Annotated in this window: 19 protein-coding genes; 6 read left to right on the top strand and 13 right to left on the bottom strand. The window is 58.6% G+C overall.

Annotation, left to right across the window (positions count from 1 at the left end; genetic code table 11):
* Positions 1-12: 12 nt before the first annotated feature.
* Positions 13-3,705 (top strand): acyltransferase family protein, encoded by a 3,693-nt coding sequence (locus MHK05_RS05165; RefSeq protein WP_239205272.1) that lies wholly within the window; start codon positions 13-15, stop codon positions 3,703-3,705.
* 183 nt (positions 3,706-3,888) lie between these two features.
* Here the strand turns inward: MHK05_RS05165 and MHK05_RS05160 are convergent, their stop codons facing one another.
* On the bottom strand, positions 3,889-4,212 hold the full coding sequence (locus tag MHK05_RS05160) for a putative quinol monooxygenase (RefSeq protein ID WP_023021947.1): 324 nt from the start codon (positions 4,210-4,212) through the stop codon (positions 3,889-3,891).
* An 86-nt stretch (positions 4,213-4,298) separates the two neighbouring features.
* Positions 4,299-4,889, bottom strand: a complete 591-nt coding sequence (locus MHK05_RS05155) for a hypothetical protein (RefSeq protein WP_239205270.1) — start codon at positions 4,887-4,889, stop codon at positions 4,299-4,301.
* A gap of 167 nt (positions 4,890-5,056) precedes the next feature.
* Here MHK05_RS05155 and MHK05_RS05150 point away from each other — a divergent pair, with 167 nt between their 5' ends.
* Complete coding sequence (locus tag MHK05_RS05150) at positions 5,057-5,971, top strand: AEC family transporter (protein WP_239205268.1); 915 nt, start codon at positions 5,057-5,059, stop codon at positions 5,969-5,971.
* A gap of 4 nt (positions 5,972-5,975) precedes the next feature.
* Here the strand turns inward: MHK05_RS05150 and MHK05_RS05145 are convergent, their stop codons facing one another.
* Positions 5,976-7,709, bottom strand: a complete 1,734-nt coding sequence (locus tag MHK05_RS05145) for an alpha/beta-hydrolase family protein (protein ID WP_200287920.1) — start codon at positions 7,707-7,709, stop codon at positions 5,976-5,978.
* Positions 7,676-9,484: an ABC-F family ATP-binding cassette domain-containing protein gene (locus MHK05_RS05140; RefSeq protein ID WP_023021951.1), complete on the bottom strand. Its 1,809-nt coding sequence runs from the start codon at positions 9,482-9,484 to the stop codon at positions 7,676-7,678. The genes MHK05_RS05145 and MHK05_RS05140 overlap by 34 nt, the downstream gene beginning before the upstream one ends.
* Positions 9,485-9,576: 92 nt before the next feature.
* On the opposite strand from MHK05_RS05140, the gene MHK05_RS05135 reads away from it, so the two are divergent.
* Entirely contained in the window at positions 9,577-10,920 is a 1,344-nt protein-coding gene (locus MHK05_RS05135) for a hypothetical protein (RefSeq protein ID WP_239205266.1), read from the top strand.
* Here MHK05_RS05135 and MHK05_RS05130 read toward each other — a convergent pair whose 3' ends face one another.
* The 4 genes from MHK05_RS05130 to MHK05_RS05115 all read right to left on the bottom strand — a co-directional run bounded on the left by MHK05_RS05130 (position 10,921) and on the right by MHK05_RS05115 (position 15,127).
* On the bottom strand, positions 10,921-11,901 hold the full coding sequence (locus MHK05_RS05130; RefSeq protein ID WP_239205264.1) for a 4-(cytidine 5'-diphospho)-2-C-methyl-D-erythritol kinase: 981 nt from the start codon (positions 11,899-11,901) through the stop codon (positions 10,921-10,923).
* Positions 11,901-12,761, bottom strand: a complete 861-nt coding sequence (gene rsmA, locus MHK05_RS05125; protein WP_200287930.1) for a 16S rRNA (adenine(1518)-N(6)/adenine(1519)-N(6))-dimethyltransferase RsmA — start codon at positions 12,759-12,761, stop codon at positions 11,901-11,903. The genes MHK05_RS05130 and rsmA overlap by 1 nt, the downstream gene beginning before the upstream one ends.
* A 71-nt stretch (positions 12,762-12,832) precedes the next feature.
* Complete coding sequence (locus tag MHK05_RS05120) at positions 12,833-14,014, bottom strand: resuscitation-promoting factor (RefSeq protein ID WP_023021955.1); 1,182 nt, start codon at positions 14,012-14,014, stop codon at positions 12,833-12,835.
* Positions 14,015-14,299: 285 nt separating this feature from the next.
* Positions 14,300-15,127 (bottom strand): TatD family hydrolase, encoded by an 828-nt coding sequence (locus tag MHK05_RS05115; protein ID WP_232212582.1) that lies wholly within the window; start codon positions 15,125-15,127, stop codon positions 14,300-14,302.
* Between the two features lie 25 nt (positions 15,128-15,152).
* Here MHK05_RS05115 and MHK05_RS05110 point away from each other — a divergent pair, with 25 nt between their 5' ends.
* Positions 15,153-15,647, top strand: a complete 495-nt coding sequence (locus MHK05_RS05110) for a GNAT family N-acetyltransferase (protein ID WP_239205262.1) — start codon at positions 15,153-15,155, stop codon at positions 15,645-15,647.
* A 10-nt stretch (positions 15,648-15,657) separates the two neighbouring features.
* Positions 15,658-16,158 (top strand): GNAT family N-acetyltransferase, encoded by a 501-nt coding sequence (locus MHK05_RS05105; RefSeq protein WP_023021958.1) that lies wholly within the window; start codon positions 15,658-15,660, stop codon positions 16,156-16,158.
* Between the two features lie 113 nt (positions 16,159-16,271).
* Here the strand turns inward: MHK05_RS05105 and metG are convergent, their stop codons facing one another.
* The 3 genes from metG to rsmI all read right to left on the bottom strand — a co-directional run bounded on the left by metG (position 16,272) and on the right by rsmI (position 21,214).
* The gene (metG, locus tag MHK05_RS05100; RefSeq protein ID WP_239205260.1) at positions 16,272-18,104 is read right to left on the bottom strand and encodes a methionine--tRNA ligase; all 1,833 of its coding nucleotides are present in this window, start codon (positions 18,102-18,104) and stop codon (positions 16,272-16,274) included.
* Positions 18,105-18,255: 151 nt separating this feature from the next.
* Positions 18,256-20,112 carry a BCCT family transporter gene (locus MHK05_RS05095; RefSeq protein ID WP_023021960.1) on the bottom strand — a complete coding sequence of 619 codons (1,857 nt, stop codon included), beginning with the start codon at positions 20,110-20,112 and terminating at the stop codon, positions 18,256-18,258.
* Between the two features lie 247 nt (positions 20,113-20,359).
* Positions 20,360-21,214, bottom strand: a complete 855-nt coding sequence (gene rsmI / locus MHK05_RS05090) for a 16S rRNA (cytidine(1402)-2'-O)-methyltransferase (RefSeq protein WP_239205258.1) — start codon at positions 21,212-21,214, stop codon at positions 20,360-20,362.
* Between the two features lie 24 nt (positions 21,215-21,238).
* Between rsmI and pmt the strand changes: the two genes are divergently transcribed.
* Complete coding sequence (pmt, locus tag MHK05_RS05085; RefSeq protein ID WP_239205256.1) at positions 21,239-22,858, top strand: protein O-mannosyltransferase; 1,620 nt, start codon at positions 21,239-21,241, stop codon at positions 22,856-22,858.
* Between the two features lie 17 nt (positions 22,859-22,875).
* Here pmt and MHK05_RS05080 read toward each other — a convergent pair whose 3' ends face one another.
* Positions 22,876-23,577, bottom strand: a complete 702-nt coding sequence (locus tag MHK05_RS05080; RefSeq protein ID WP_239205254.1) for a zf-HC2 domain-containing protein — start codon at positions 23,575-23,577, stop codon at positions 22,876-22,878.
* Positions 23,564-23,977, bottom strand: a complete 414-nt coding sequence (locus MHK05_RS05075) for a DoxX family protein (protein WP_239205252.1) — start codon at positions 23,975-23,977, stop codon at positions 23,564-23,566. Before MHK05_RS05075 ends, MHK05_RS05080 begins: the two co-directional genes overlap by 14 nt.
* Position 23,978 lies beyond the last annotated feature (1 nt).

Genomic DNA, 23,978 nt, shown 5'->3' with positions numbered 1-23,978 from the left:
TTGGGAGTTTTTGTGAAGCAGATTTTGCGCTCACTGCTGGGCAAGAAGAAACCTGGGCGTTCAGATGAACCACGCCCATCGGTCTATCAGGCAGTAAAGCCCAAAGCTGGCTCCACCAGTACATCTCGCCCTTCTGAGAACAAGGCCTCCGCGCCCCAAAAATCAGACAACACCGAGTCCACCACCGGTGCAAAGCCCACGACGCCGCAAGGCAAGTCCAAGGACCAAGCCAAGGAGAAGCCTACAAAGGCCCCCGAGGCCAAACCCGCGGCTGAGGGCACCCCCCGCCCCAGCACCGCGAAACCGCACGCTTCTCAGACCATTTCCGCTCAACCGCAACAGGTTAAGCGGTCCGCGCAGACACCTGCAGCCAAGGAGCCAAAGGCCAAGCCTGCCACTCAAAAGTCTGCGCCTAAGCCTGCCGGCGCCAAGCAAGACGCGCCAGGGGTTTCTCCTAAAGCAGCTACAAAGAAGCAGGCAGAATCGCGCGCGCCGGAAAAGAAGCCACAGCGCAACGCACATGAGCCGGTTCAGCGTCCACGCCGCGGTGCGAATTTTAGTACCCCGCCATCCCAGGCCGCCTCAAAAGACGACTCTGCCCGTGGTGCTTCCCCTAAACCTGCCGCAAAGCCTTCTCGGCAAGAGACCGGAAGGCCCTCACAGCAGGCTCGGCCTGCCACGCAAAAGCCAGCGCAGCCTCCCAAGCCATCCACTCCGCCTAGCGCAAAAAAGGCTTCCCAGGAAGCGGCGGCACCGCGCTCGTCCGCAACTGAAGCAAAGACGGTTTCTAAACCGGCCGCACAACAAAAATCCCAGCCGCAACAGCCCAAGCCTGCCACCACCAAACCGTCCCCAAGTAAACAGCAAACGCACAAGCCAGGCCCACAGAAACGCGTACAGGCACACCCGACAAAGGAACAGTCCAAGCCACAGCCATCATCACCTAAGAAGAAGGCTCAGCCTTCTAATCGTTCCCAGCCATCTCAAGGCAAAAGTTCATCGCGCACGCCTACGGCACCACAGCAGAAGTCTGCCCCAGCAGCATCATCGAACGCCCCAGCGCCGAAGAAGGGCACCACTGCCCCAAAGCCACAGGAAAACACCCCAAAGGGCCCAGCGAACGCTCCCCAAAAGCAAACTAAGCCGGCTCAGAATAAATCCGCCGCCAAGGAGGAGAAGGCAGCGCCAGCAAAGCCTCAGCAAGGCAGCCCTTCACAAACCAACCTCCACAAGCAGCAGCCGCAGGGACAGCAGCCACGGCCCAAGGAGTCTATGCCACAGGACAAGGCCAAGAAGGCTACAAAGCTGCGTCCACAGGTAAAGCCAACCGATATCAGCCGCGGATTGGCCCGAAAGTCACAACAGGTAGGCACTCCCACCCCGGCTCAGCAAAATCCAGCACGCGCTGCCCAGAAGTCAAAGGATAAGCAACAGCCTGAACAGCCTCAGCCGAAGCAGGCAAAGCCCCAAGCTGCTTCTAAGGGAGCATCTGCCAAGGCAGGCAAGTCCGCGGCTGAGGGCGCCATCGCGGGCTCGGGTGCGGTAGCCGCTACCGCCGCAGAGAAGAAGCGCGAAAACGCGCAGTCGCCCCAGTCACAGCAACCAGCGTCCGATAAGAAAAAGGCCCAAGCTGTGGCGACGCAGGCACCAGCGGCTGCGAATAAACCTGCACCTCAGAAGGCTCCGGCTGGGCAGTCAGAAGGCAAGTCCAAATATCCGCTTCAAAAACAGACCAAGGACCCTGAGGCGCTGGCGACACCGCCGGAGAGCAAGGTAGTCAAGAAGAAGCGCCATGCCCGCCTCCGCCAGGTCAAGGGGCTTGACGGACTGCGCGGCCTCGCGGTCATTGCCGTGGTGCTCTATCACTTCTTCCCTGCCCTCCTTCCCGGAGGTTACTTGGGCGTTGACCTCTTTTTCGTCCTTTCCGGATTCCTCATCACCTCGTTGCTGGTGCGTGAATTCCGTACCTCCGGCAGGATTAGCTTGAAGGACTTCTGGGTGCGACGATTCCGGCGTATCCTCCCAGCCGCAGTATCAGTTCTCGTCATGTGCACCACACTGGTGGCATGGATCGGCGGGGACTTAGCGGTGGGCTTGCGCCAACAGTTCTTGGGCACTTTGTTCTTTGTCAATAACTGGACACAGATTGCGACCTCCCAGTCCTACTTCGCGGACAATGAGATTCAGGTCTTTGCCCACTATTGGTCGCTGGCCGTGGAAGAGCAGTTCTATGTAATTTGGCCGCTCCTTATCACGGGCATTTTCCTCATTTCTCGCCATAAGCCGCGCCGACTTCCTATCCTCGTGTCCACGCTTTTAGCCCTCGGATCCGCCGTGGCCATGGCGCTTATCTTCGTGCCCGGTGAGGACCCGACGCGTGTCTACTACGGCACAGACACCCACGCTTTTGGCCTGCTCACTGGCGCCGTGCTGTCTCTCCTGATGACTTCTACCCAATCGAATCCACAGGCCGATTCTTGGGCCGCGGCGGGCAAGGCTGAATCCCGCATCGCTGGAGTCATCGGCACTTTGGCTCTCATCGGCTACGGTGCGCAGCTATTCCTCATGCCGGATGACGCGGAGTTCACCTACCGCGGTGGGCTCTTCCTCACCAGCGTGCTCGGTGTCCTTATGGTGTGGGGCGTGGTCCGCGAATACGGTCCTATGACCCCGCTATTTAGGACCAAGGTCATGCGCTGGTTTGGTCAGCGGTCCTTTTCGCTATATCTCTGGCATTGGCCGGTCATCATGATGCTCAAGGCGCTTTTCGAGGGCAACCAGAATTCCGATAAATCGTGGATTCTGGGCCTGGTGGCCGTACCTATTTCGCTGCTACTGTCCGAGATTTCCTACCAGTTCATTGAGAATCCTTTCCGCCGCGGCGGCTATAAGAAGACATGGAACACCTACTGGTCGTCCCGCCCAGGTTTTAGCGAATTGCGCGACGGATTTGGCAAAACCATGTGGCCGGTAGTCCCGTTCCTCGTCATCGCCTCGGTGGCCGGGGTAGTCTACGGCGTAATTAACTCCAGCGATAAGACCGAGTTGGAGCAGCAATTAGAGCAGCTTCAGCAGCAGAACCAGAGCAGCAACAATGCTCCGGCTCAACCTAATGATGCTGCCCCGCAGCCGCCTGTCGCGGGCGACGCCGACAAGGATGACTCGAAGAATACGAAGACCCGCCCCATGCCGCAGGGCAAGGACATTACCGCCATCGGTGACTCAGTGATGCTGGCTTCTAGCGGCGCCCTCAAACAACGCTTCCCGCAGATTTACGTCGACGCAGACGTATCCCGCCACTACACTGCAGGCATTCAGATTCTGCAGCAACTCAAGGATTCCGGAAAGCTGCGCAATACCGTCTTCCTCGGGTTCGGTACCAATGGCCCTGCCTTCCCGGATCAGATCAAGGAAGCTCTCGATATCATCGGCAAAGACCGCACCGTTGTCATGGCTGTACCCTATGGTGACCGTGAATGGATGTCCCAGTCCCAGCAGGATGTCCTCGACGCAGCCAAAGAATACGACAATGTATACGTCGCTGACTGGTGCGGACACGCTCAGAGCGACCCCGCAATCCTCTATTCCGATGGTGTTCACCCAATGCCAGAGCGCACCGGCGAGTACTCGAACGCATTCTACGATGCTCTGCAGCAGTACTCGAAATACGACAAGACCGTGTCCTCGCAGTGCGTGCCGCAGTAAGGCAAAGGCAATATGGGGAGGTAACGGCGTCGGCAAGCGCCTAGCCCCTCCCCCGCCCTTCGCGCTCACGGAGGGCTCGTGCTCCACGGATAGCAACGACCACAGTGAGCGCGAAGGGTAGTGAGCTAAAGGAAAAGGCTCGTCTTCTACCACGTGGTAGAGGACGAGCCTTTTCCTTTAGGATTAGTCGACGGAAAATTCGCCCATCTTGTCCCAGCCGGTGCGGCCGTCAATATGGACGTTAATGATGTCTGGGGTTTCCACGAGGTACTTCGGGAACTCCTCGGTCGAGCGCTGGAAGTGCTCGCTCTGGACGTGCTCGACATCCTTGCCGTCGGCGTAGGACTCCAAAAGCAAGAAACGCTGACGATCTTCTGGATCGCGGAACCACTTGAAGTCGATGCAGCCCGGCTCTGCATTGCAGGCCTCGGTGTACCAGTTGATTTCATCGAGGAAGGTCTCTGCGTATTCGGGCTTGACGTGGAACTGTACGTTGATCAAAATCATGCCCCGATTCTACCGGCGCCGTGCGGCTTCGTCATCGTTGCAGATGAATGCTAAGAACGCGGCGGAATCGAGGCTTGGGGAAAAGTTTAGTTGAGGAAGAACTCCGCAACATAGATGTAGATCCCGTCGTAGGCGGTTGCCACGCCAAAGCCGTGCTGGGGAGCAGCGTTGACCGGGACATCGCGGTTGAACCAGTTCAGGCGATCTTGCGCCTGCTGTTCGCTAAGGCGACGAACTGTGCCCTGGCCCTCGTCCTTGTGATTCAAACCGTGAGCAATGCCGCCCTTGTACTCAAGCTTGCCGGCAGCACCTTGATTGGCCCATTCCTGGGCGATAGCCGCTGCACGCGCATCTTTATGGTGCCCAGCCTTTTCGAGGTGGGCGGTGGTGGCGGCGCCTAGCTGGCCGGCAACCTTGGGCGCCTGGCCCACCGGTTTGGCGAGGAATTCTGGCAGCGGGATATTGTACTTCTCAGCCAGCTCATAGGCCTGCGGCGGCAGGGTGAGGCGGAAATCTTCTAAAGCGGCGAAAGGATCAGAAGAAAGCTGCTGAGCCTGCGAAGAAGCCTGCTGGATCTGTGGCGGCAAGGCCGGCTGAGCAGAGGCCACGGTGGAAGTACCGGTGACGACAAGAGCGGTGGATACGGTGGCTACGATTGCGCGGTGAGAAAGCTTCATGCCCTCCACCGTGCCATAAAGCACAAGCAGTGTGGAAGGCGTTTCCGTGGTGCTCAGGCATTTCGATACAACTTTGTTATGGTCCCCCGTGTCTTATGACCGACAGAGATAATGGGACAATTGCCCACAGCGAATTTTTCTTTAGTACTGCGAAAGGTTGTTGACTGTTGCTGGACGTATTGACCGGTTTTGCAATCATTTTCGTAGTCATCGGTGTGGGATTTGTGCTGGCGCACAGGGGCGTTATTGGCAAAGGCGAGGCACGATTGCAATTCAATCGAACGGCCTTTTGGGCGGCCACGCCGGCACTCATTTTCTCCAGCGTGGCTAAATCCGATACCTCTGCCTTCGTGTCCCCAGTGGTGGCTGTTATAGCTGCTGCATCCATCGCCACCATGGCGTTGTATTGGCTGTGTAGCCAGCTATTCTTTTCCCGCAGCGGTGCCGAAACCATGGCCGGTGCCGCAGCGGCAAGCTATTACAACTCAGTCAATATCGGTCTGCCCATCGCTACCTATGTCATTGGTGATGCCACGTATGCTATCCCGGCCTTAGTTCTGCAAATGGCGGTGCTTTCTCCGTTTATCATCGCGGGGCTCAATGCGCAGGGTACAAGCCTGCAATCTATATGGCGCTCCGTAGTCTCAGGGGTTACCGCGCCCGTAGTGTTGGCAGCGGTGGCGGGATTCATAGTCTCCGCGGCAAGGTGGCAGGTACCGGAAGTAATAATGAAGCCACTGGAGATTCTGGGCGGCGCCTCTATCCCCATGATTCTCATGAGCTTTGGTGCCTCTTTAAAGGGCGACGCGCTGCTGGAGGAAGACCGCCTGCCCACCATTACCGCGACGGTATTGAAGTTGGTGGGAATGCCCGCTATCGCGCTGGCCGTTGGTGCAGCGCTAGGTCTTGACGGCGCGGAGTTGTATGCTGCGTTAATTCTGGCTGCCTTGCCCACGGCACAGAACGTGTACAACTATGCCGCCACCTATGAGGTAGGAGAAACCGTAGCCCGGGATACGGTTTTTCTCACGACCTTCCTCTCGCTGCCGGCGATGTTGGCGATCGCGGCCCTGTTTGGCTAAACACCTAGTAAACGCCGACGTCGAGCGCGGCGAATTCGTGCTGTAGCTCATCGGGGTCGATGGCTCCTGCCACGTCTGGACCTGCGATGGCGGCAAAGCCATCAAGTACCGATGCTCCATAGTTGTGACCGTGCCCATCGGAAACGTCTTTTGCACCGGGCAGATCGGCCGCCACTTGGAGAGAGGAGATGATGGGCATCCATCGCATCACGCGCTCGGCAGAATACGGCGTCCGTTCGCGCATCCAATCCGGCTCTTTGAAAGCCATCTGTGGAGACCACCAGGCCACTGGGTCCGAGGGATGTTGGATATAGAGCATGCGGGTGCGTCCCCACTCTTCTTCCGGCACCGGTCCCCACTGGCGTACCTGCGCGTCATCGTTAGCAAAACGCACCACGAGGCCTCCGGCGTATTCGGGGGAAATTTCGGAGGATCCGGGATCACGCCTTTCCACAAATTGCGTGCGCAGGCGATTGAAGTGCGGCGGGCCGGTAAGGAGGATTCCGTCCACAGAATTGGCAATATCACGCACTCCAGAAAACGCTGCTTCGATGCCCGTAGTACCCAAGGATTCGCCGTATAAGTAGAGCTTCGGGCGCTTGCGTTCTGGCAGACCGTTCCACCAGTCCACGATGGGGTTGATGAACTCTTCCCCGGCGCGCTCTACCTGGCCACCGCCCGATAGGAAGTGCAGGGCGGAAGGCATAGCGGAGTATTGGGCAGCCGCAATGGCGGTATCGCCACCGTAGAGTAGTTCGAAGGCTTGAGCAGAATAGGAAGACACCCAGCCCGTACCGGTGGTCATAATGAGAAGCAGGGCTTTGCGGTCTTGGGCGTGGGTGCGCTCGAGTTCGTCGATGAGCAGCTGCGCTCGCTCCTCATTCGAGTCACGATTGCCCAATCCGGCATAGGCGCGGATGGGTTCCTTGGCAGGCTTTCCGCTTACCTTCTCCAATTCCGCGCGGTGCGCACCGGAAGAAAGGAAACGCGAGCCCTGCAGGCCCACGCCGTTCCAGTCCACACGGGACTGCGGGGAACCACTGCGCTCTGCGGACATGGGCCGCTTCATGGCGGGATCGGGGTCGGCGTTTTGAGCGGTAAAGATCCTCTCGCCCACGCCAACGATGGCGCCAGGGATGAGGTTTTCCACGGTATACGTGCCCACTAGGGCAACGATGAGCACCGCACCCACGACGCGGTAGGCGGCGCGAAAGCGGTGGGGAAAGTGGCTGGAGAGCCAACGCACACAAAAGCGCAGCACGCGCAGAATAAAAAGGAAAGCAGTGAATACTGCAAGAGCGAGCGGAACCACAAGAAGATAGCTGGCAATGGTCGGCGCTGGGGCGGCTAGGGCATCTGCAAGTTGACGCTGCCAGCGCACGGCGAAGACCGCAAAGCCCACCATCCACAGCACAAAAACTCCGGTGGCGATGCGAGAAGCAAGGCGGTAGCGCCGGGGCGGCCACGTGGTGGCATCGAGCCAGGAATACCGTGGTGCCGCATAACGCACTACGAGGCGGTACCACACGTGTTTGAGGGCAATACCCAGCGTATAACCAAGTCCTGCGGCAATGCCGGAGACCAGCCCTTGGTAGAGCCAGTCACGCGGCAGGAGGGATGGGGTAAGGCCTAGGGTAAAAAGCGCCGCAGCGCCGATAATGCCCCACAGGTCAAGGTGGCCGACGATATCGGCGATGCGGGCTTCTACCCTTCGAGCTTCTCCCCCAACTCTAGCCATTCCATCTCCAGTTCCTCGTAGGCGCTACGGTTGTCCTTTAGTTCTCCGTCTAGCTCGGTCAAGGCTTGAGTGTCGACCTTTTCCGCGGCAGTCGCCATCTTCTCATTAATCTGCGCGGCCGCCTTCTCGAGCTTGTGCATCTTGCGCTCCAGCGCGTTCATTTTCTTGGTGATTTCGCGCTCTTGCTGGGAAGAGAGCTTCTTTTCCGGCTTAGGAGCAGAGCTGTCTGGCTTCTTTTCGCCCAAGTTGAGCACGCCGGAGTTGTGTTGCGCCTCAAGTGCGGCGCGCTTGCGCAGGTACTCATCGATGCCGCCGGGAAGGTTGGTGAGTTTGCCATCGCCAAAGAGCGCATAGGTATTGTCCGCGATGCGCTCAATGAGGTAGCGATCGTGCGAGATAACCACCATCGTGCCCGGCCAAGAGTCAAGGAGAGACTCCAGTTCCTGTAGGGTATCGATGTCGAGGTCGTTGGTGGGCTCATCGAGCAACAGCACATTGGGCTCGGCCATCAGTACGCGGGTGAGCTGCAAGCGGCGGCGCTCGCCGCCGGAGAGATCCCCCACCGGGGTGCGCTGGCGCTTGGCGGAAAACCCTAGGCGCTCAGCAAGTTGGGAGGCAGAAAGTTCCTTTTTGCCGAGCTGGACATAGGTGGCAACGTCCTCGACGGCGTCGATAAGCCGACGCTGCGGATCCAAGTCATCGAGCTCTTGGCGCAACCAGCCAAGGCGCACGGTTTGGCCCTCGATGCGCTTGCCGGCCGCCAGCTCGTATTCGCCGGCCAGGGTGCGCAGCAGCGTGGTCTTGCCGGAGCCATTGACGCCTACCAAACCAATGCGCTCGCCGGGGGCTAGGCGCCAGGTAAGGTGATCCGCCAAGGTGCGACCGTCTGGGGACTTCACGGTGGCATCCTCAAGCTCGATGACCACGCGGCCTTGGCGCTGCTTAGAAAAGGCCATGAGCTCGACCTTATTGCGCGGCTCCGGCACGTCTGCGATGAGCGCCTCGGCAGCTTCAATCCGGTAGCGCGGCTTGGACGTGCGGGCAGGCGCGCCACGACGCAACCATGCCAGCTCTTTGCGGGCGAGGTTCTTGCGTCGCTGTTCCATGGCATCGGCCTGGCGGGCGCGCTCGGCGCGGGCGAAGGTCCAATCGTTGTAGCCGCCCTCGTAGGTATCAACCACGCCATCGTGGACTTCCCAGGTCCACGTGGCTACGGTGTCGAGGAACCAGCGATCGTGGGTGACCACGACTACGGCCAAGTTGCGCTTAAGGAGGTGATCTGCGAGCCACTGCACTCCCTCCACGTCAAGGTGGTTGGTGGGCTCATCGAGCACCACGAGATCCAAGTCCTGTACCAGCGCGGCGGCTAGGTTCACGCGGCGGCGCTCGCCACCGGAGAGTGAGCCAACTGGGGTATCCAATCCCAAATCCACAATGCCCAGGCCGCCCAAGACATCGCGCACCTTGGCATTTGATGCCCACTCATAGGTTTCCAGTTCGAGGGGTTCGATAATGACTTGGGCGATGGTCAGTTCATCGGGTAGATCGAAGCGCTGGGTGACCACGGCCATGCGTAGATCAGAGGTATGGGATACGCGGCCGGCATCGGGTGGTTCGATGCCGGTAAGTACCTCCAGCAAGGTGGTTTTGCCACCGCCATTAACGCCGACGATGCCGATGCGATCGCCGCTTTGCACACCTAGGGACACCCCGTCTAAAAGGGTTTTTAATCCATAAGTTTTGCTGACTTGCTCGAGGTTAATCAGGTTTGCCATAACGAGTGTCCATCTTAATACCTCCCTGCCTGTACCCCCGCATTTCTGCAACCTATTGCTATTGATTTTCAAGTCCAATACTCTGCCAATGTATGAAACGCTACACACTTTCTCTCTGCGCCGTGCTTTCCACTGCGGCGATAGCCATCGCTTCCTGCTCTGCCCCCACCGAGGAAGAAAAGGACTCACTGCACTCCCACGACCACGCACATAGCGAGGCCAAGCATGCCCATGAACACGACCATGACCATGACCACGAGCACGGCCATGACCACGCCGGACACTCACACGAAGGCTTTGAAGCCGAAGAGGGAGAAACCGAGGTAGCCCAGCTGCCCACCCGCATCGTTATCTCCCATGCGGATGGTCTAACCGCCTATGACGCCAAAACGGGCAAAGTAATCGGCGAGGACAAGATGAATGCCTTCCTTCGTCTCAGCGATGCCGGCGATAATCGCCACGTCATGGTGACTAAGGGCGATAGCTTCCTCACCTACGACACTGGGCGCATCACCAAGGGCCATGGCGATCACAACCACTACTACACCGCTGAGCCCGCGCTTGGCGACGCCCCCATTAAGGCACCGCATGCCGGCCACGTGGTCCACCACGATGGCTTTACCGCACTATTTTCCGATGGTGATGGCGTGGCAAAGATTTATAAGACCGAAGACATTGGCAAAAAGGACGCCCAGCCAGTCAATACCGTTGACACCGGGGCCGCACACCACGGCGTGGCCGTACCGCTGAAGGATGGCTCGGTGGTCATCACTAAGGGCACCGAGGACGAGCGCCACACCATCCAGCATCTGGATAAGGAGGGCAAAGTTCTTACTGAGACCACCAAATGCCCTGGTGTCCACGGCGAGGCTGCCGCTGGAAACGGCAATATTTTCTTTGGCTGCGAGGACGGCCCGGTGGTCTTTGATGGCAAGGAGTTTCACAAGGTAGACGCCTCTGCTTATGCCGGTGCAGGCGACTACCAGCGCTCTGGCAATGCCGCCGGTTCGGAAGAATCCGATGTCATCCTGGCCGATAATAAGACCGACAAAGACGCAGAGCTCGAACGCCCTACCTCCGTAACCTTGGTAGATACCAAGGATTTTTCGGCCAAGAAGGTAGACCTCGATGCTTCTTATTGGTTCCGCTCCCTAGCCCGCGGCCCGCTGGGCGAGGCACTTGTGCTGACCACCGACGGCAAACTCAACGTCATCGACCCAGATTCCGGTGAAATCACCAAGCAGATTGATGCCATCTCCCGGTGGAAGGAAAACAAGGAATGGCAGCAACCAGGACCTATCCTTCAGGCTGCCGATGGCTATGCCTTTATCACTGACGCCCAGAAGAAGCAGCTCGTAGTCATTGACCTCCTGCAGGAAAAGGAAGTCAACCGCTTCGACCTCGACATCGAGCCCACCGAAATGACGGTGCTCTAGCTACAGCACCACGGCGCCGCTAGCTGGCCCCTTGGTAGCCACTCCCTTGGTTCCGGGAATCTCCACCGTCACTTGGGACACTACTTCCTGAGCTTCTTCTGCCCCAGCGCAAAGGAAGGCACAGGTCGGACCACTGCCGGAGACAATCCCTGCTAGGGCTCCGGCGGCCACACCGGCCTCCAGGGTCTTGCGCAGGTCTGGGCGCAACGACAGCGCTGCCGGCTGCAAATCGTTATGCAAGTGCTGCGCCACTCGGTGCGGATCGCCCGAGATGAGCGCCTGCGATACCGCCGCGGTGTCCATGTGTGGCTCACCTCCGCGGCCCTTTTCCCGCATCTCATCGAGCTTATGAAAGACCTGCGGGGTAGAAAGCCCACGGTCCGAGGCGATGAGCGCCCAATCGTAGGTACCGCGCGTCATCATCGGGGTCAGCTGCTCGCCGCGCCCCGTGCCGAGCGCGGTGCCTCCCAGCAAGGTGAAGGGAACATCCGAGCCCAATGCCGCGCCCAGCGCGTCTAGGATTGGCTCCCCCACCAAATCGATGCCGTAATAGCCGCCATAGCAGCGCTCGGCCAATCGCAGCGCGGCCGCCGCATCCGCCGAACCACCTGCCATGCCACCGGCGGTAGGAATGGCTTTGTGAATTTCCAGCGCTACCTCCGGCAGCGCCTTCGGCCCATGGGTGCTGTACAGGTACTGCATGATACGGTTTACCGCGGTCCACGCTAGGTTCGTATAGTCTTCTGGCACGCCCTGCGCGTGAGGGCCTGTAACCTTCAGGCCCTGAATGCGTGGCTTATCTACCTCGGGGTTCCCCAAGTCAGTCAGCGTTACTGTGTCATGTAGCTCTAAGGACTGAAAAACACTGGCAAGCTCATGAAACCCATCCTCTCGCGGTTCCTCCACTCCCAGGTGAATATTGACCTTGGAGTGAGCCCGCGCCGTGTAGACGAATGGTTCGCTATCGATGGGGGCGGTCATTAGATTCCTGCCAATCGTACGAAGTCCTCCACGGCGAGCTTTTCGCCGCGTTGCTTCGGATCGATGTCCGCAGCTCGCAATGCTTCCTCGGCGGCTGCTCCCGAACCAAAGTGACCCGACAATGCCGCACGCAGGGTCTTGCGGCGTTGGGCAAAGGCGGCGTCGATAACCGGCCAGACCTTAGCACGCGACTCGTCAGTGACGGGCCAAGGAGCAGAGTCGAAGACGTCAATACGCACCAGCCCAGACTCAATATTGGGCGCAGGCCAAAAGACGTTCTTACCAATAGTGCCCGCCTTGGAGACCTTGCCATAAAATCCCGCTTTGACCGAAGGCACGCCGTACACCTTGCTGCCCGGCTGCGCAGCTAGGCGGTCCGCCACCTCTAGCTGGACCATAACCAGCACGCGACGAATGGAAGGGAAAGTCTCCAATAGGTGCAGCAGCACCGGGACGGCGACGTTATACGGCAAGTTGGCTACCAGAGCGGTCGGCTCAGTGACGTCAGCTTCTGTTACCCGCAGTGCATCCTTTTCCACCACCCGAAGGCGCTGGGCATATTCCGGGGCGCGCTCAGCCACGGTATCGGGCAGCTGTGCAGCCAGGCGTGAGTCGATTTCTACCGCGGTAACTTCTTCCACAGCCTCTACCAGGCCGAGGGTTAGCGAGCCCAAGCCCGGCCCCACCTCGAGGACGCGGTCTGCGGGATCCAACTCGGCCGCAGCGACGATGCGCCGAATGGTATTCGGATCATGCAGAAAGTTCTGCCCTAGCTTCTTCGTGGGCGCAATGTTGAGCTTCTCCGCGAGGGCGCGGATCTCTACGGGGCCCAAAAGCGCGGCGCCGGTGGAATCAGTCATGCCTTCTAACTTAGTAGAAGAGATGAAAAAGCCGCACACCACTTAGGTGTGCGGCGATAAAGCGCTTCAGTCTAGCGCAGGCCCAGCTTGGAAGTACATGCCGGCCAAGCGCCCCACCCCTGCGCCGCCTGCACCTTCTGTGCCACGGCAATCTGTTGCTCACGGGAAGCCTGCCATGCCTCCGGTGCGTACTCGGTGCCACCGAATGCGGCCCAAGTGGATGGAGTGAACTGCAGGCCACCGGAGAAGCCATTGCCGGTATTGATAGCCCAGTTACCGGTAGCCTCGCACTGTGCGATGGAATCCCAGACGGAGCCATCGGCGACAGCCGGAGCAGCAGCACCAGAGTTACCGCCCTCCTCTGGCTTTTCTTCTTCGGCCTTCTTGGTGCCGCGGGCGATGGTGGCAGCCTTAGGCTCTACGGTCACCTTTTCTTTGATGACGTCATTAGATTCCTTGGCGCCGTCCTTCATCACCAGCTTGCGAGTGATAACGCGCTTGCCCTTAACGCCTTCCTCGCGGACCTCTTCGGTGCCCTCTTCCAGCTCCGGGTCATCAACAAAGTTAGGCTCGGCTTCGAACTCTTCCTCAGAGTCATAGGTCGTAGTGGAAACCTGATCCACCTTGATGGACATGCCATCGGTAACCTTGGTGTCCTTGGACGGGAAGACACGATCATCGTCATCAACGTCGATATTGCGCGCCTTAAGAACGTCCTCGACGGTCTTAGCAGCAATCTTGGTATAAGTTACCTTGCCACCATCATTAATCTTGACGATCTTCGGGGAAACGACCTCTAGGTCCATGCCCTCTTCCAGCTGGGCATCCTGGTCCACGTCAGCGTCACCGGACTTGACGGAAGCGCCCTTGGCCACGCCGCTCAAGTTACCCAATAGGTCAGAAACGGTGAGGTCGGTGGTGGACAACTGCTGCTGCACGCCGTCGATAGTCACGGCCACCGGCTTGGCGGTGCGAACGGAGATCTCATCGCCATCGCCCACAGACTCGGACGGTGCCGGGTAGACGATGTCTTCCTCGCTCACCTGAACGCCAGCTGCCTCCAGCGCGCCGTCAACGTCTTTGGCAAAGGTAGCCAGTTCCACCTTGTCGCCGTTAACGTCCACGGTGACATCCTTTTGTGCCGCAACGGCAACGACGCCGCCCACGGCCAAGGTTCCCAAGACGCCACCCGTTGCCAGGCGCAGTGGCAGCGAGCGGGAGTTATTGATGCGCTTGATTTGATGAGGTGACATGCCGAATAAATCTCCGATAGTGCAGGTTTCAACAATTATTAGAGTTTAGGCCAGCAAGAATTTCCGCGCAGGCAATTGCATTGCTCAGATCTGCTGCTGCCGCACCGTGGGCGGCGCTGCGGATCCCTAAAACCTAAACGAACGATTAATAACAATACGATAACAGCAACATAAAGTCGAGAACCAATCCGCCACATGCCTCACTGAGCACACAACCGCCACACCAAACACCCACGCCACCCCTGGCCAGCGGGTTTTGAAATTGTGAAAACCATCACCCAGGAGTTAGCCCAGGCCGTAGACGCGGTCAAAGGTTTCGTTAACCTCCGCCGCTAGCGCCTGCACCGTCTGGTGGCGTACACGGGCGATGCATTCATATGTGTGCCCGATAAGAGCCGGTTCATTGCGTTGGCCGCGGAAGGGTTCTGGCGTCATATACGGTGCATCAGTTTCCACCAGCAGCTGGCCGGCCGGCGCCTTGGCAGCCGCCCGCCGCAGCTCGGCGTTGCGCTTAAAGGTTACGTTGCCGGCAAAGGACAACACGTAGCCGCGCTCCAAGGCCTCCTCTGCTACCTTCAGCGGCGAGGAGAAGCAGTGCAGCATGACGGTGTGGGGAGCGGGGGCGTCGGCAAGGATGCGCAGCAAGTCCGCATCCGCTTCGCGGTTGTGGATCATCAGCGTCTTGCCATGGCGCACTGCAAGGTCAATATGCCACCGCAGGGATTCCTCTTGCTGGGCCATGGTCGCGGTGGTCTCTGGCTCATGCTGCACCCAGTACGCATCCAGTCCGGTCTCCCCCACCGCGACGCAGCGCGGATCCGCCACCATCTCTTCCAGCGCTGCCTTGGTCGGCGCATCCAACTCATTAGCGCGCACTGGGTGGATGGCACAGGCAGCATAAACATCCGGGAAGGCATGTGCAGTCGCCAGAGCCGCTGCCGATTCGCGGCGGTCATCACCAACCGTCACCATGCGGCTGATACCGGCGGTGCGTGCGCGATTCACCAGCACTTCATCGGTGTCCTTGTGCGAGAAAAGATGCGTGTGCGCATCAATAAGGCCACTGAGGCCCGGTGCCGGAACGGGAGTGGGTCGTCGCTTCTTTTTAGCCATGCACGCAATTGTAATATTGGCTGCCATGTTGATCAGACCCGCCGGCCTTGCGGATGTGCCCGCCATGACCGAAACCCTCAACTGGGCCATCGCACACACCGACGTCATCTTCCGCGCTACCCCGGCCAGCATCGCAGAGCGCGAAGACTACCTACGCGAGCTGTGGGAAAAGGACTGCCCATGCCTCGTCGCGGAGTCCGATTCTGGCGACTACCTGGGGTGGGCGCTCTACCACCCCTACCGCGATCCGCAGGTATGGACAGGCTGTTATGAAACCACCATCTATCTTTCCCCCACCGCTCAGGGCCAAGGCGTAGGCACTGCTTTACTTGGCGCCTTGGTAAAGGCGGCGCGCGCCGATAAAAAGGTTCATTCGCTGCTCGCCCTCATCGTCTCCACCAATGCGGCATCACTTAAGTTGCATGAAAAGTTTGGGTTTGAAAACGTGGGTATTCTTAAAGAGGTTTGCTACAAGTTCGATCGTTGGCTGAGCCTCACCCACCTACAACTTCTGGTGTAAAGGAATTTCTATGCATATCCGCCCTGCCGAGCTTGCCGACGCCCCCGCGCTCACCGCCATCTACAACGCCGGCTCCGCAGCGAAACCCGCCGCCAACCTGGTCACCTGGCAAGAAGATGTGGCTGACCGTGAAAAGTGGCTCAAGGAGATGTTTGAGGCCGGCTCCCCGGTCTTCGTAGCCGTACACGATGATGAAATCATTGGTTGGGCCGCCTATTTCCAGTTCGTGACCCCTGCCATCTATTACGGCACCGTCGAAGATTCCGTCTACATTGCTCCCTCCGCCCAGGGCAAGGGCGTAGGCTCCGAGCTTCTCGACGCCCTCATGGACTACGCCGCTGATGACAGCTACGTACAGACGATGATCACCTATATCGTCGATACCAACGAAGGCTCTATCGCCTTGCATAAAAAGTTCGGCTTTACCGAGACCGGCCGTATGCCGAATATCCATACCAAAGACGGCGTCCGCCTCGGCCTGGTACACCTCCAGCGCGATTTCCAGCGCTAACCGCCAGGTTTTTCCCCGCCGCTCCGCGCCCCTCAGCACTGGAGCACACAAATAGCCGCGTTATGCCCTTAACTTCCTAAAAATCGGGCGATAACGCGGCTATTTATATGGTGTTACTTGGAGACAGGCGCCCACTCTGGACCGGTTTCACCCAGCTCTGGGTCCAGCTTGGAGACGAGCGGCTTAGGCTTTGCCAAAGCGGTGCCCGGCTCTACTTGGATGCGCTCCCACTTCGCCTGCTGCTGGGTGTAGTCACCCATGATAATCGGATATTCGTGGCCCTCTGGCGGTAAACCAGCGCCCACGAGTTCTACCGGAATATCGTCCTTGACGTCGTGTACCTCCGGCTGGGCTGCCCACACGCCGCTGCGGCCCAAGGTTTCGTGCACCTTCTGCGCGGTAAACGGCAGGTAGGGCGTGAGCATGACATTGCAGTCAGAAACGACTTGGAGGGCGGTCCACAGCACGGTGGCTAGACGCTCGCGCTGGGACTCATCCTTGGCTAGTTTCCACGGCTCCTGGTCTGCAATATAGGCATTGGCCTCGCCGACGACGTGCATGATAGCGGTAATCGCCTGCTTAAATTTGGACTGCTCCAGCAAACCACCGGCAGTGTCGAAGGTCTCCTCCGCCAGCTGCAGGATTTCTTTGTCCTTTTCTTCTAATGCTGCTGGTGCGGGAACCTCTCCGAAGTTCTTAAAGGCCATAGATACGGTGCGGTTGACCAAGTTACCCCAGCCATTTGCCAGCTCATTATTGATACGGCGAACGAACTCATCCCAGGTAAAGTCCGTGTCATTGTTTTCAGGGCCAGCCACGGCAATGAAGTAGCGCAGGGCGTCAGGGCCGAACTCCGCCAAGAAGTCCTTGACATAGATGACAACACCCTTGGACGAGGAGAACTTGGATCCAGACATGGTCAAGTACTCGGAGGAGACGATTTCCGTAGGCAAGTTGAGCTCGCCGTACTTGTGGAGTTCCCCGCCCTTGTTGCCCTTACCGGCATAGCCCAATAGCTCGGCCGGCCAGATCTGGGAGTGGAAGGTGATATTGTCCTTGCCTTGGAAGTAATAGTGGCGGGCGTCTGGGTTCTGCCAAAAGTCCTTCCAGGCCTCGGGCTGACCGGTGCGGTACGCCCATTCGATGGAGGAAGACAGATAGCCGATGACCGCATCGAACCACACGTAGAGTTTCTTGGCGTTATTGTCCTGCCAGCCCTCGACGGGGATAGGAATTCCCCAGTCAATATCGCGCGTCATGGTGCGCGGGCGCATATCTTCAAGCAGGTTCAGGGAAAACTTCAGTACGTTCGGGCGCCAATCTTCGCGGGTAGAAAGCCACTTTTGCAGCTCATCCTTGATGGCTGGCAGATCCAGTAGGAAGTGTTCGGTTTCGATGAATTTCGGGGTCTCACCGTTGATCTTAGATACGGGGTTGATAAGGTCCACGGGGTCGAGCTGATTGCCGCACTCATCGCATTGGTCACCGCGGGCGCCATCCGCACCGCAAATTGGGCAGGTGCCCTCGATATAGCGGTCCGGCAGGGTACGTCCGGTAGACGGCGAAATAGCGCCCTTGGTGGTCTCTTTGAGCATGTAACCGTTGGCATACAGGCCTTTGAACAGCTCCTGCACCACGGAGTAGTGGTTACGGGTGGTGGTGCGAGTAAAGAGATCATAGGACAGGCCAAGGTTGGCCAAGTCAGTAACGATCTGACGGTTATAGCGGTCTGCGAGCTCACGAACGGAAACGCCCTCTTTATCCGCCTGTACCAATAGCGGAGTGCCGTGCTCATCCGTACCCGAGACCATGAGTACGTTGCGGCCACGCATTCGCTGGAAACGTGCAAAGACGTCGGAAGGAACACCAAAACCGGCCACGTGTCCGATGTGGCGCGGGCCGTTGGCGTAGGGCCAAGCAACATTAACTACTACAGACTCAGTCATGGGTTCTACTTTATCGAAGCCGACTCCTATACACACGATTAGGGCAGACATTTCTCCCGCAGGTGAACTGCATTTTCAGCAGAAAGCGCCCACCGCTTCCCTACCACTAAGGAAACAATGGGCGCTTTAGAGCAGCCGCGAAGAAAGCGATTTACTTCCGCTTCATCGGGTGCTTCAGGCGTTCGTTGCGGCGCTTCTTCAGAACCTGCGTGCGCTGGTACTCGCGGTGCAGGCGGCGCTCGCGGGCCATCTTGCGCTGGAACTGCTGTGCCTCGCGGTATTCGAGGTAGATAACATCCTCGCTCAACGCCTTGTAGATGGCGAACATCAGTCCAACCACGATGAACAGGAATGGCAGTGCAGCAACGATGGTGACGTTCTGCAGGTTAGACAGTGCATCCTCATTGGCCAAGAGCAGGGTCAGGCCTACCAAGGCAGTCAATCCACCCCACGCGGCGGAAAGCCACGGCTTAGCAGTAGCGGCACCATTTTGGGACATGGAGCCCATCACCGTGGACGCGGAGTCTGCCGAGGTAACGAAGAAGGTAGCCAACAGGATTGCTGCAACGATGCCGGCAACGAAACCGCCAGGCATGGACTGCAGGAGGTTAAACAGCTCTTCCTCGGCAGATTCGCCGGTGATGGATTCGCCGTTTTGCTCCATGTGGATGGCGGTGCCACCGAAGATAGCGAACCACAGGGTGGATACGCCGGCTGGGATGAGCAGGACGCCCAAGCAGAATTCGCGGACGGAACGGCCGCGGGAAATACGAGCCAGGAACATGCCCACGAACGGGGACCAGGAAACCCACCAAGCCCAGTAGAAGATCGTGTAACCGGAAAGCCACTCAGCGGCGGCGCCGTTTTCGGACTCGGCGGTGCGGCCGATCATCTCGGTGAAGTAGTTGAGGTAGTTACCAATGGAGCCAGGAATCTGGTTCAGGATGGTAACGGTCGGGCCCAAGATGAACACGAAGATCGCCAACACTGCGGCGAGGACCATATTCGCATTGGAGATATACTGAATGCCCTTGCCCACGCCGGACATCGCAGACAGGATGAACGCGAGGGTCAGAACCAACACAATGCCGATAACCACGGAGTTGGTGGGATTATCAATGATTCCGGATGCCTTCAGTCCGGCCTGAATCTGCAGGGCACCCAGGCCCAGGGAGCAGGCGGTGCCGAAGACGGTGGCGAAGATAGACAGGATGTCAATGAGCTTGCCCACTGCACCATTAGCATTACGCTCGCCAATCAGCGGCACGAAAGCCTGGCTCAACAACTGCTTACGGCCGATGCGGAAAGTGGAGTATGCAATGGCCAAGCCAACGATGGCATAGACCGCCCAAGGGTGCAATGTCCAGTGGAACATTGCATAGGCCATGGAAGATCCAACGTTGCCGGTTCCCTCGCCTGGGGTGCCGTCACGGTAGTTAGCTAGCGGCTCGGAGGCGCCATAGAACATCAGGCCGATGCCCATACCGGCGGCAAACATCATTGCGATCCATGAGGGCGTGGAAAATTCCGGCTCCTCATTAATGCGGCCCAGCTTGATGGAGCCGAACTTGGAGGCGGCAATGAAGACAACGAACACCACAAAGACGGTGCCGAAGAGAATATATGCCCAACCAAAGTTGTCGACTACCCAGGTCAGGGCCGAAGCGGAGAAGTTGGCAAAGTTATCCGGGGCAGCCAAACCCCAGACAACGATCGCGGCAACAAGCACGCCGGCGATGCCGACGATGGACCAATCGATTGGCATATTGTCACGATCGGCCGCAATTTCTACCTCAGGATCGTCGTAGCGCTCCGGGTGGAAACCGTCGGAGTGAATCATATCCTGCAGCTGGCCGGTGGCAGATTGTGCGTCCAGCTGTTCGTCTACAGTCTGATAATTCTCAATAGGCTGCTCGCTCGAAGAAGCCGAAGCCGGCTGCGCATGTGCGCCGACCGGTTCCTTTCCTTCTTCTGGCACGCCTGTGCCCATATTTTCCGAGTTTGTCATGAACTATACAGTGGTGCGGAACTACTCAATTATCAAACGAAGCACGCATAAACTTCGCTGCTCAACGCCGTTTGCCAGGGATTTTCCACGAAAATCTGAGGGGTTTTTACGCTTCATTTCCCCATGTAGATAGCGCTTTAAGTCGCTCACACGCCCAAAAACTATAACAATTCAGTTACAAAGGGGTCATTAGTGAGGCTGTCTACCGGTGCTACAAGGTGTGTCGTAGTCGAAAAGACACTGCCGGTTAAGACTTGCGGACTTGCAAAGCGGCGTCGTAAAGCTCGCGGTTGGAAACCTCGGTGCCTTTCGCTACCTGCTTACACGCATCCTTAAGCCGCATTCCTCCTGCCGCCAATTCGAGCGCTTGGGGAACCAAATCTGCGGCGGTGACAGCCGCGGCAGTACCGCCTTCAATTACCACGGTGATCTCTCCCCGGGCTCCTTCTGCCGCCCACTCGGCCAGCTCACCCAAGCTGCCACGGCGAACTTCCTCATAGGTTTTAGTAAGCTCCCTGCACACCGCGGCTGGACGCTCGGCGCCGAGAACCTCCGCGGCCTCTGCCAGTGTTTCGGCCACGCGGTGAGGCGATTCGAAGAAGACAATGGCGCGCTTTTCATTCTGCAATGACTCCAGCCAGGCTCTGCGGGGGCCGGGCTTGCGGGGAGGAAAGGCGTCGAAGAGGAAATGCCCTACGCCTAGGCCAGACAGTGCCAGGGCTGTCGGCACGGCAGAAGGCCCGGGAAAGCAGGTCACGGGGATATCGCGCTCGGCCGCCGCAGCCACAATGGACAAGCCCGGATCAGAAATAATCGGCATACCGGCATCGGTGACAACAAGGACGGTGCCGGCCGCGGCGGCGTCGATAAGCTGCTGGGCGCGGTCTTTTTCATTGTGATCAAAGTTGGACACCACCCGCCCAGAAATCTCGATGCCCAAAGCTTGCGCCAAGTTCCGCACGCGCCGCGTATCCTCAGCCGCAATGACGTCCGCATGCTGCAAGGCATGCATTAAACGCGCGGAGGCATCTCCCACGTTTCCCAGCGGCGTGGCGGCGAGGATGACCCCGCGCGGTAGTGGATCCAGACCTGAAACAGACATATCTCTAGCATTCCATACTCTCTAATGCGCGGGCGCGGTGCCTTGTCGCCTAGACTCAACCAGGTGACTATTGCTACCGCTGCCCCATCGCGCACCACGCACGACACTGTGGCCCCGCCAGCGCCCCGTACCTATCAGTGGGGCAAGGCTGACTGGATAAGCACTAGCGTCGTTGGCGTACTCGCGCTCATCACCCGCTTTGCCGGATTGACCGCGCCCGTATCAAAGGGCACTCCTGTCTTTGATGAAAAGCACTACGTTCCGCAAGCCTGGGACATGGTGCGAAGCTGGGATAACCTCTTCATCGGAGGTATAGAATCCAACCCCGGTTATGGCCTGGTGGTTCACCCACCGCTGGGCAAGCAGATTGTGGCGCTGTCCGAATGGGTCGCTGGCTATTCCCCACTGGGCTGGCGTTTTATGACTGCCCTCTTCGGCGCAGCCACCGTGCTCTTGACGATGTCCCTGGCCCGCCGCGTCTCTTTATCCTGGCAGGTAGCAACCCTGGCTGGCCTCATCGCCGTCTTTGATGGTGTGCTTTTGGTCTCTTCCAAGTTCGGCATGTTGGACATTTTCCAGGTCTTCTTTGTTGTCTCGGCCGCCTGGGCACTTGCTCGCGATCATAATCAGATGCGCCAGCGCCTCCACACCGCTTTCCTTAAAAATCGTTTGGGCTCCTCCGCCTTCGGACCACGCTTTGGATTCCGCTGGTGGCGACTCCTCGCGGGCGTCTGCCTTGGCCTTTCCCTGGGGGTGAAGTGGTCCGGCCTGTACTTCATCATGTTCTTTGGCCTCATGTCCGTCTTTAGCGATCTTGCCCTGCGCAAGCGCTATGGCGTACGCCGCTACATAGTGGGCACTCTCGTGCGCGATACCCCTGCTGCCCTAGCCTCCCTCGTACTGGTGCCGGTGCTGCTCTACGCCTGGACCTGGCGAGCCTGGTTTTCCTCCGAAACCGCCGTGTACCGCCACGCCAAAGTAGATGGAACGATTGAGGACGGATCGTGGCTGATGCACCTGCCCGAATCCCTGGCAGGCTGGTTCTACTACCATTCCTCTGTCCTAGAATTCCACGCCAGCCTGACTTCCTCCGGTGGCCACCACCACCCGTGGGACTCTAAGCCTTGGGCGTGGCTGGTAGCCGCCCGCCCCATCTTGTACTACTCCTCCACCGACCTGCAATGCGGTGATGGCAGCAACGAGTGCCGCAAGATGCTCTACCTCTTTGGCACACCGGCTATCTGGTGGCTGGTCATCCCGGCCGTCCTGTGGGGCCTGTGGTCACTTATCATTCGCCGCAATCGCAGCTTCCTCATCCCCTTGGTGGGCTTTGGGGCAGGTTTCTTGCCCTGGCTTGCAGCCTTTGACCGCCAGATGTACTTCTTTTATGCCACTGCGTTTATCCCCTTTGTCATCGTGCTCATTGCCTTAGCGCTCGGCCAGCTCATCGGCCGTGGCAGGCCAGTGCAGTGGGGATGGCTCAAGAGTTTGGCAGGCGGCCCCGTACGCTGGGGAACAATCGCCGCCGTGTTCTACCTAGCCCTGGTAGTGGCGATGTTCTTCTATTTCTCTCCCATTTTGTACGGCTACAAGATTCCAGATTCTTGGTACCACTCCATGATGTGGCTGCCTAGCTGGACCTAGCCGCACGAAAGCGGGGCTTATTGAGGTTGCGCGTTGAGGGACCTCCACCAGGCGCGCACTAAGTAGCCCTTTTCTGCCGCCCAAGCCCACGCCAAGCTGAAGGTCGCCAGCGCGGTAGCGATAAGAAAATATACCTGTTCCATGGTTACGGTGCCCAGCGCAATATCGCGCATGCCGAACCCGAAGAGGAAAGCAAACATCGTGGCCGAGACTGGGAGCAGGCCAGTCACCGCCGCGGGGCGCCGGGCACAGAAAAATAGGCCGCAGGCCATGCCGAAGCGCACGGCTGCGCCTTCCATCAGCAGGTTGGCCCGCTCAGGATCCGCCGTGGGATCTAGTACCTTTCCTTCCTCACCCAACGGTACGAGCCCAGAGGAATGGACGATGAGCACTACTGCCCAGATCGCAAAGATGGCACCCATCAGCACCATGGCGGCACGCGCAACCGTCAGGTTGGCTTGGCGAGCGCTCGAGGTGCGCCGCCATTCCGGCTCCACGCCGGCCAAGATGACATCGGAGAGATCCGTTGGTGGCGCCATACCGGATTCCGCAGGCTCCACAAAACGCAATGATCGCGAAAGCGCGGCCGCCTTATCGCGAAAGGCGCGGCATTCGGCGCAGCTTTCCAAGTGCGCATCGATTACGTCCTCTGCTAAATCTGAGTGCTCACCATCCAGCTGCGCAGAAATCGCCGCTTGGACTTGGCTATGCGTCAACATTGCTGAGCACCCCGTCCATGCTGGCTCGACCGGAGCCAAAAATCACGATCATCAATAAGGACATCAGCAAAACCAGTGGGTATTCGATTCCGCCTTCGGCAGCAAAAAGACCATGTCCCAAATGCACAAAGTACAGTGCGCACCCCATCAGCAGGGCAAGCGCGCCGGCCACAAAAGTGGTGAGCAAACCGACGACGAGGAAGGCGCCCCCAACCATCTCCCCGATGGCGGCGATATAGCCGGAAAGCTGTGGCTGCGGCACCCCAAGGGCGGAAAATTGCCCCACGGTTTCGTCCATGCCGGTCATAAACATCTTATCCACGCCGTGTGCGACAAAGATTAATCCGAGGACCGCTCGAAAAATAAGCAAAGCAGCATCGCGTACGGCAGGTCTATTCATG

It is taken from the genome of Corynebacterium nasorum (genome assembly GCF_022347325.1).
In the GTDB taxonomy this organism is placed as follows: domain Bacteria; phylum Actinomycetota; class Actinomycetes; order Mycobacteriales; family Mycobacteriaceae; genus Corynebacterium; species Corynebacterium kefirresidentii.
The sequence above is the reverse complement of the archived record's forward strand: the minus strand, read 5'-3'. Positions and strand labels throughout refer to the sequence as shown.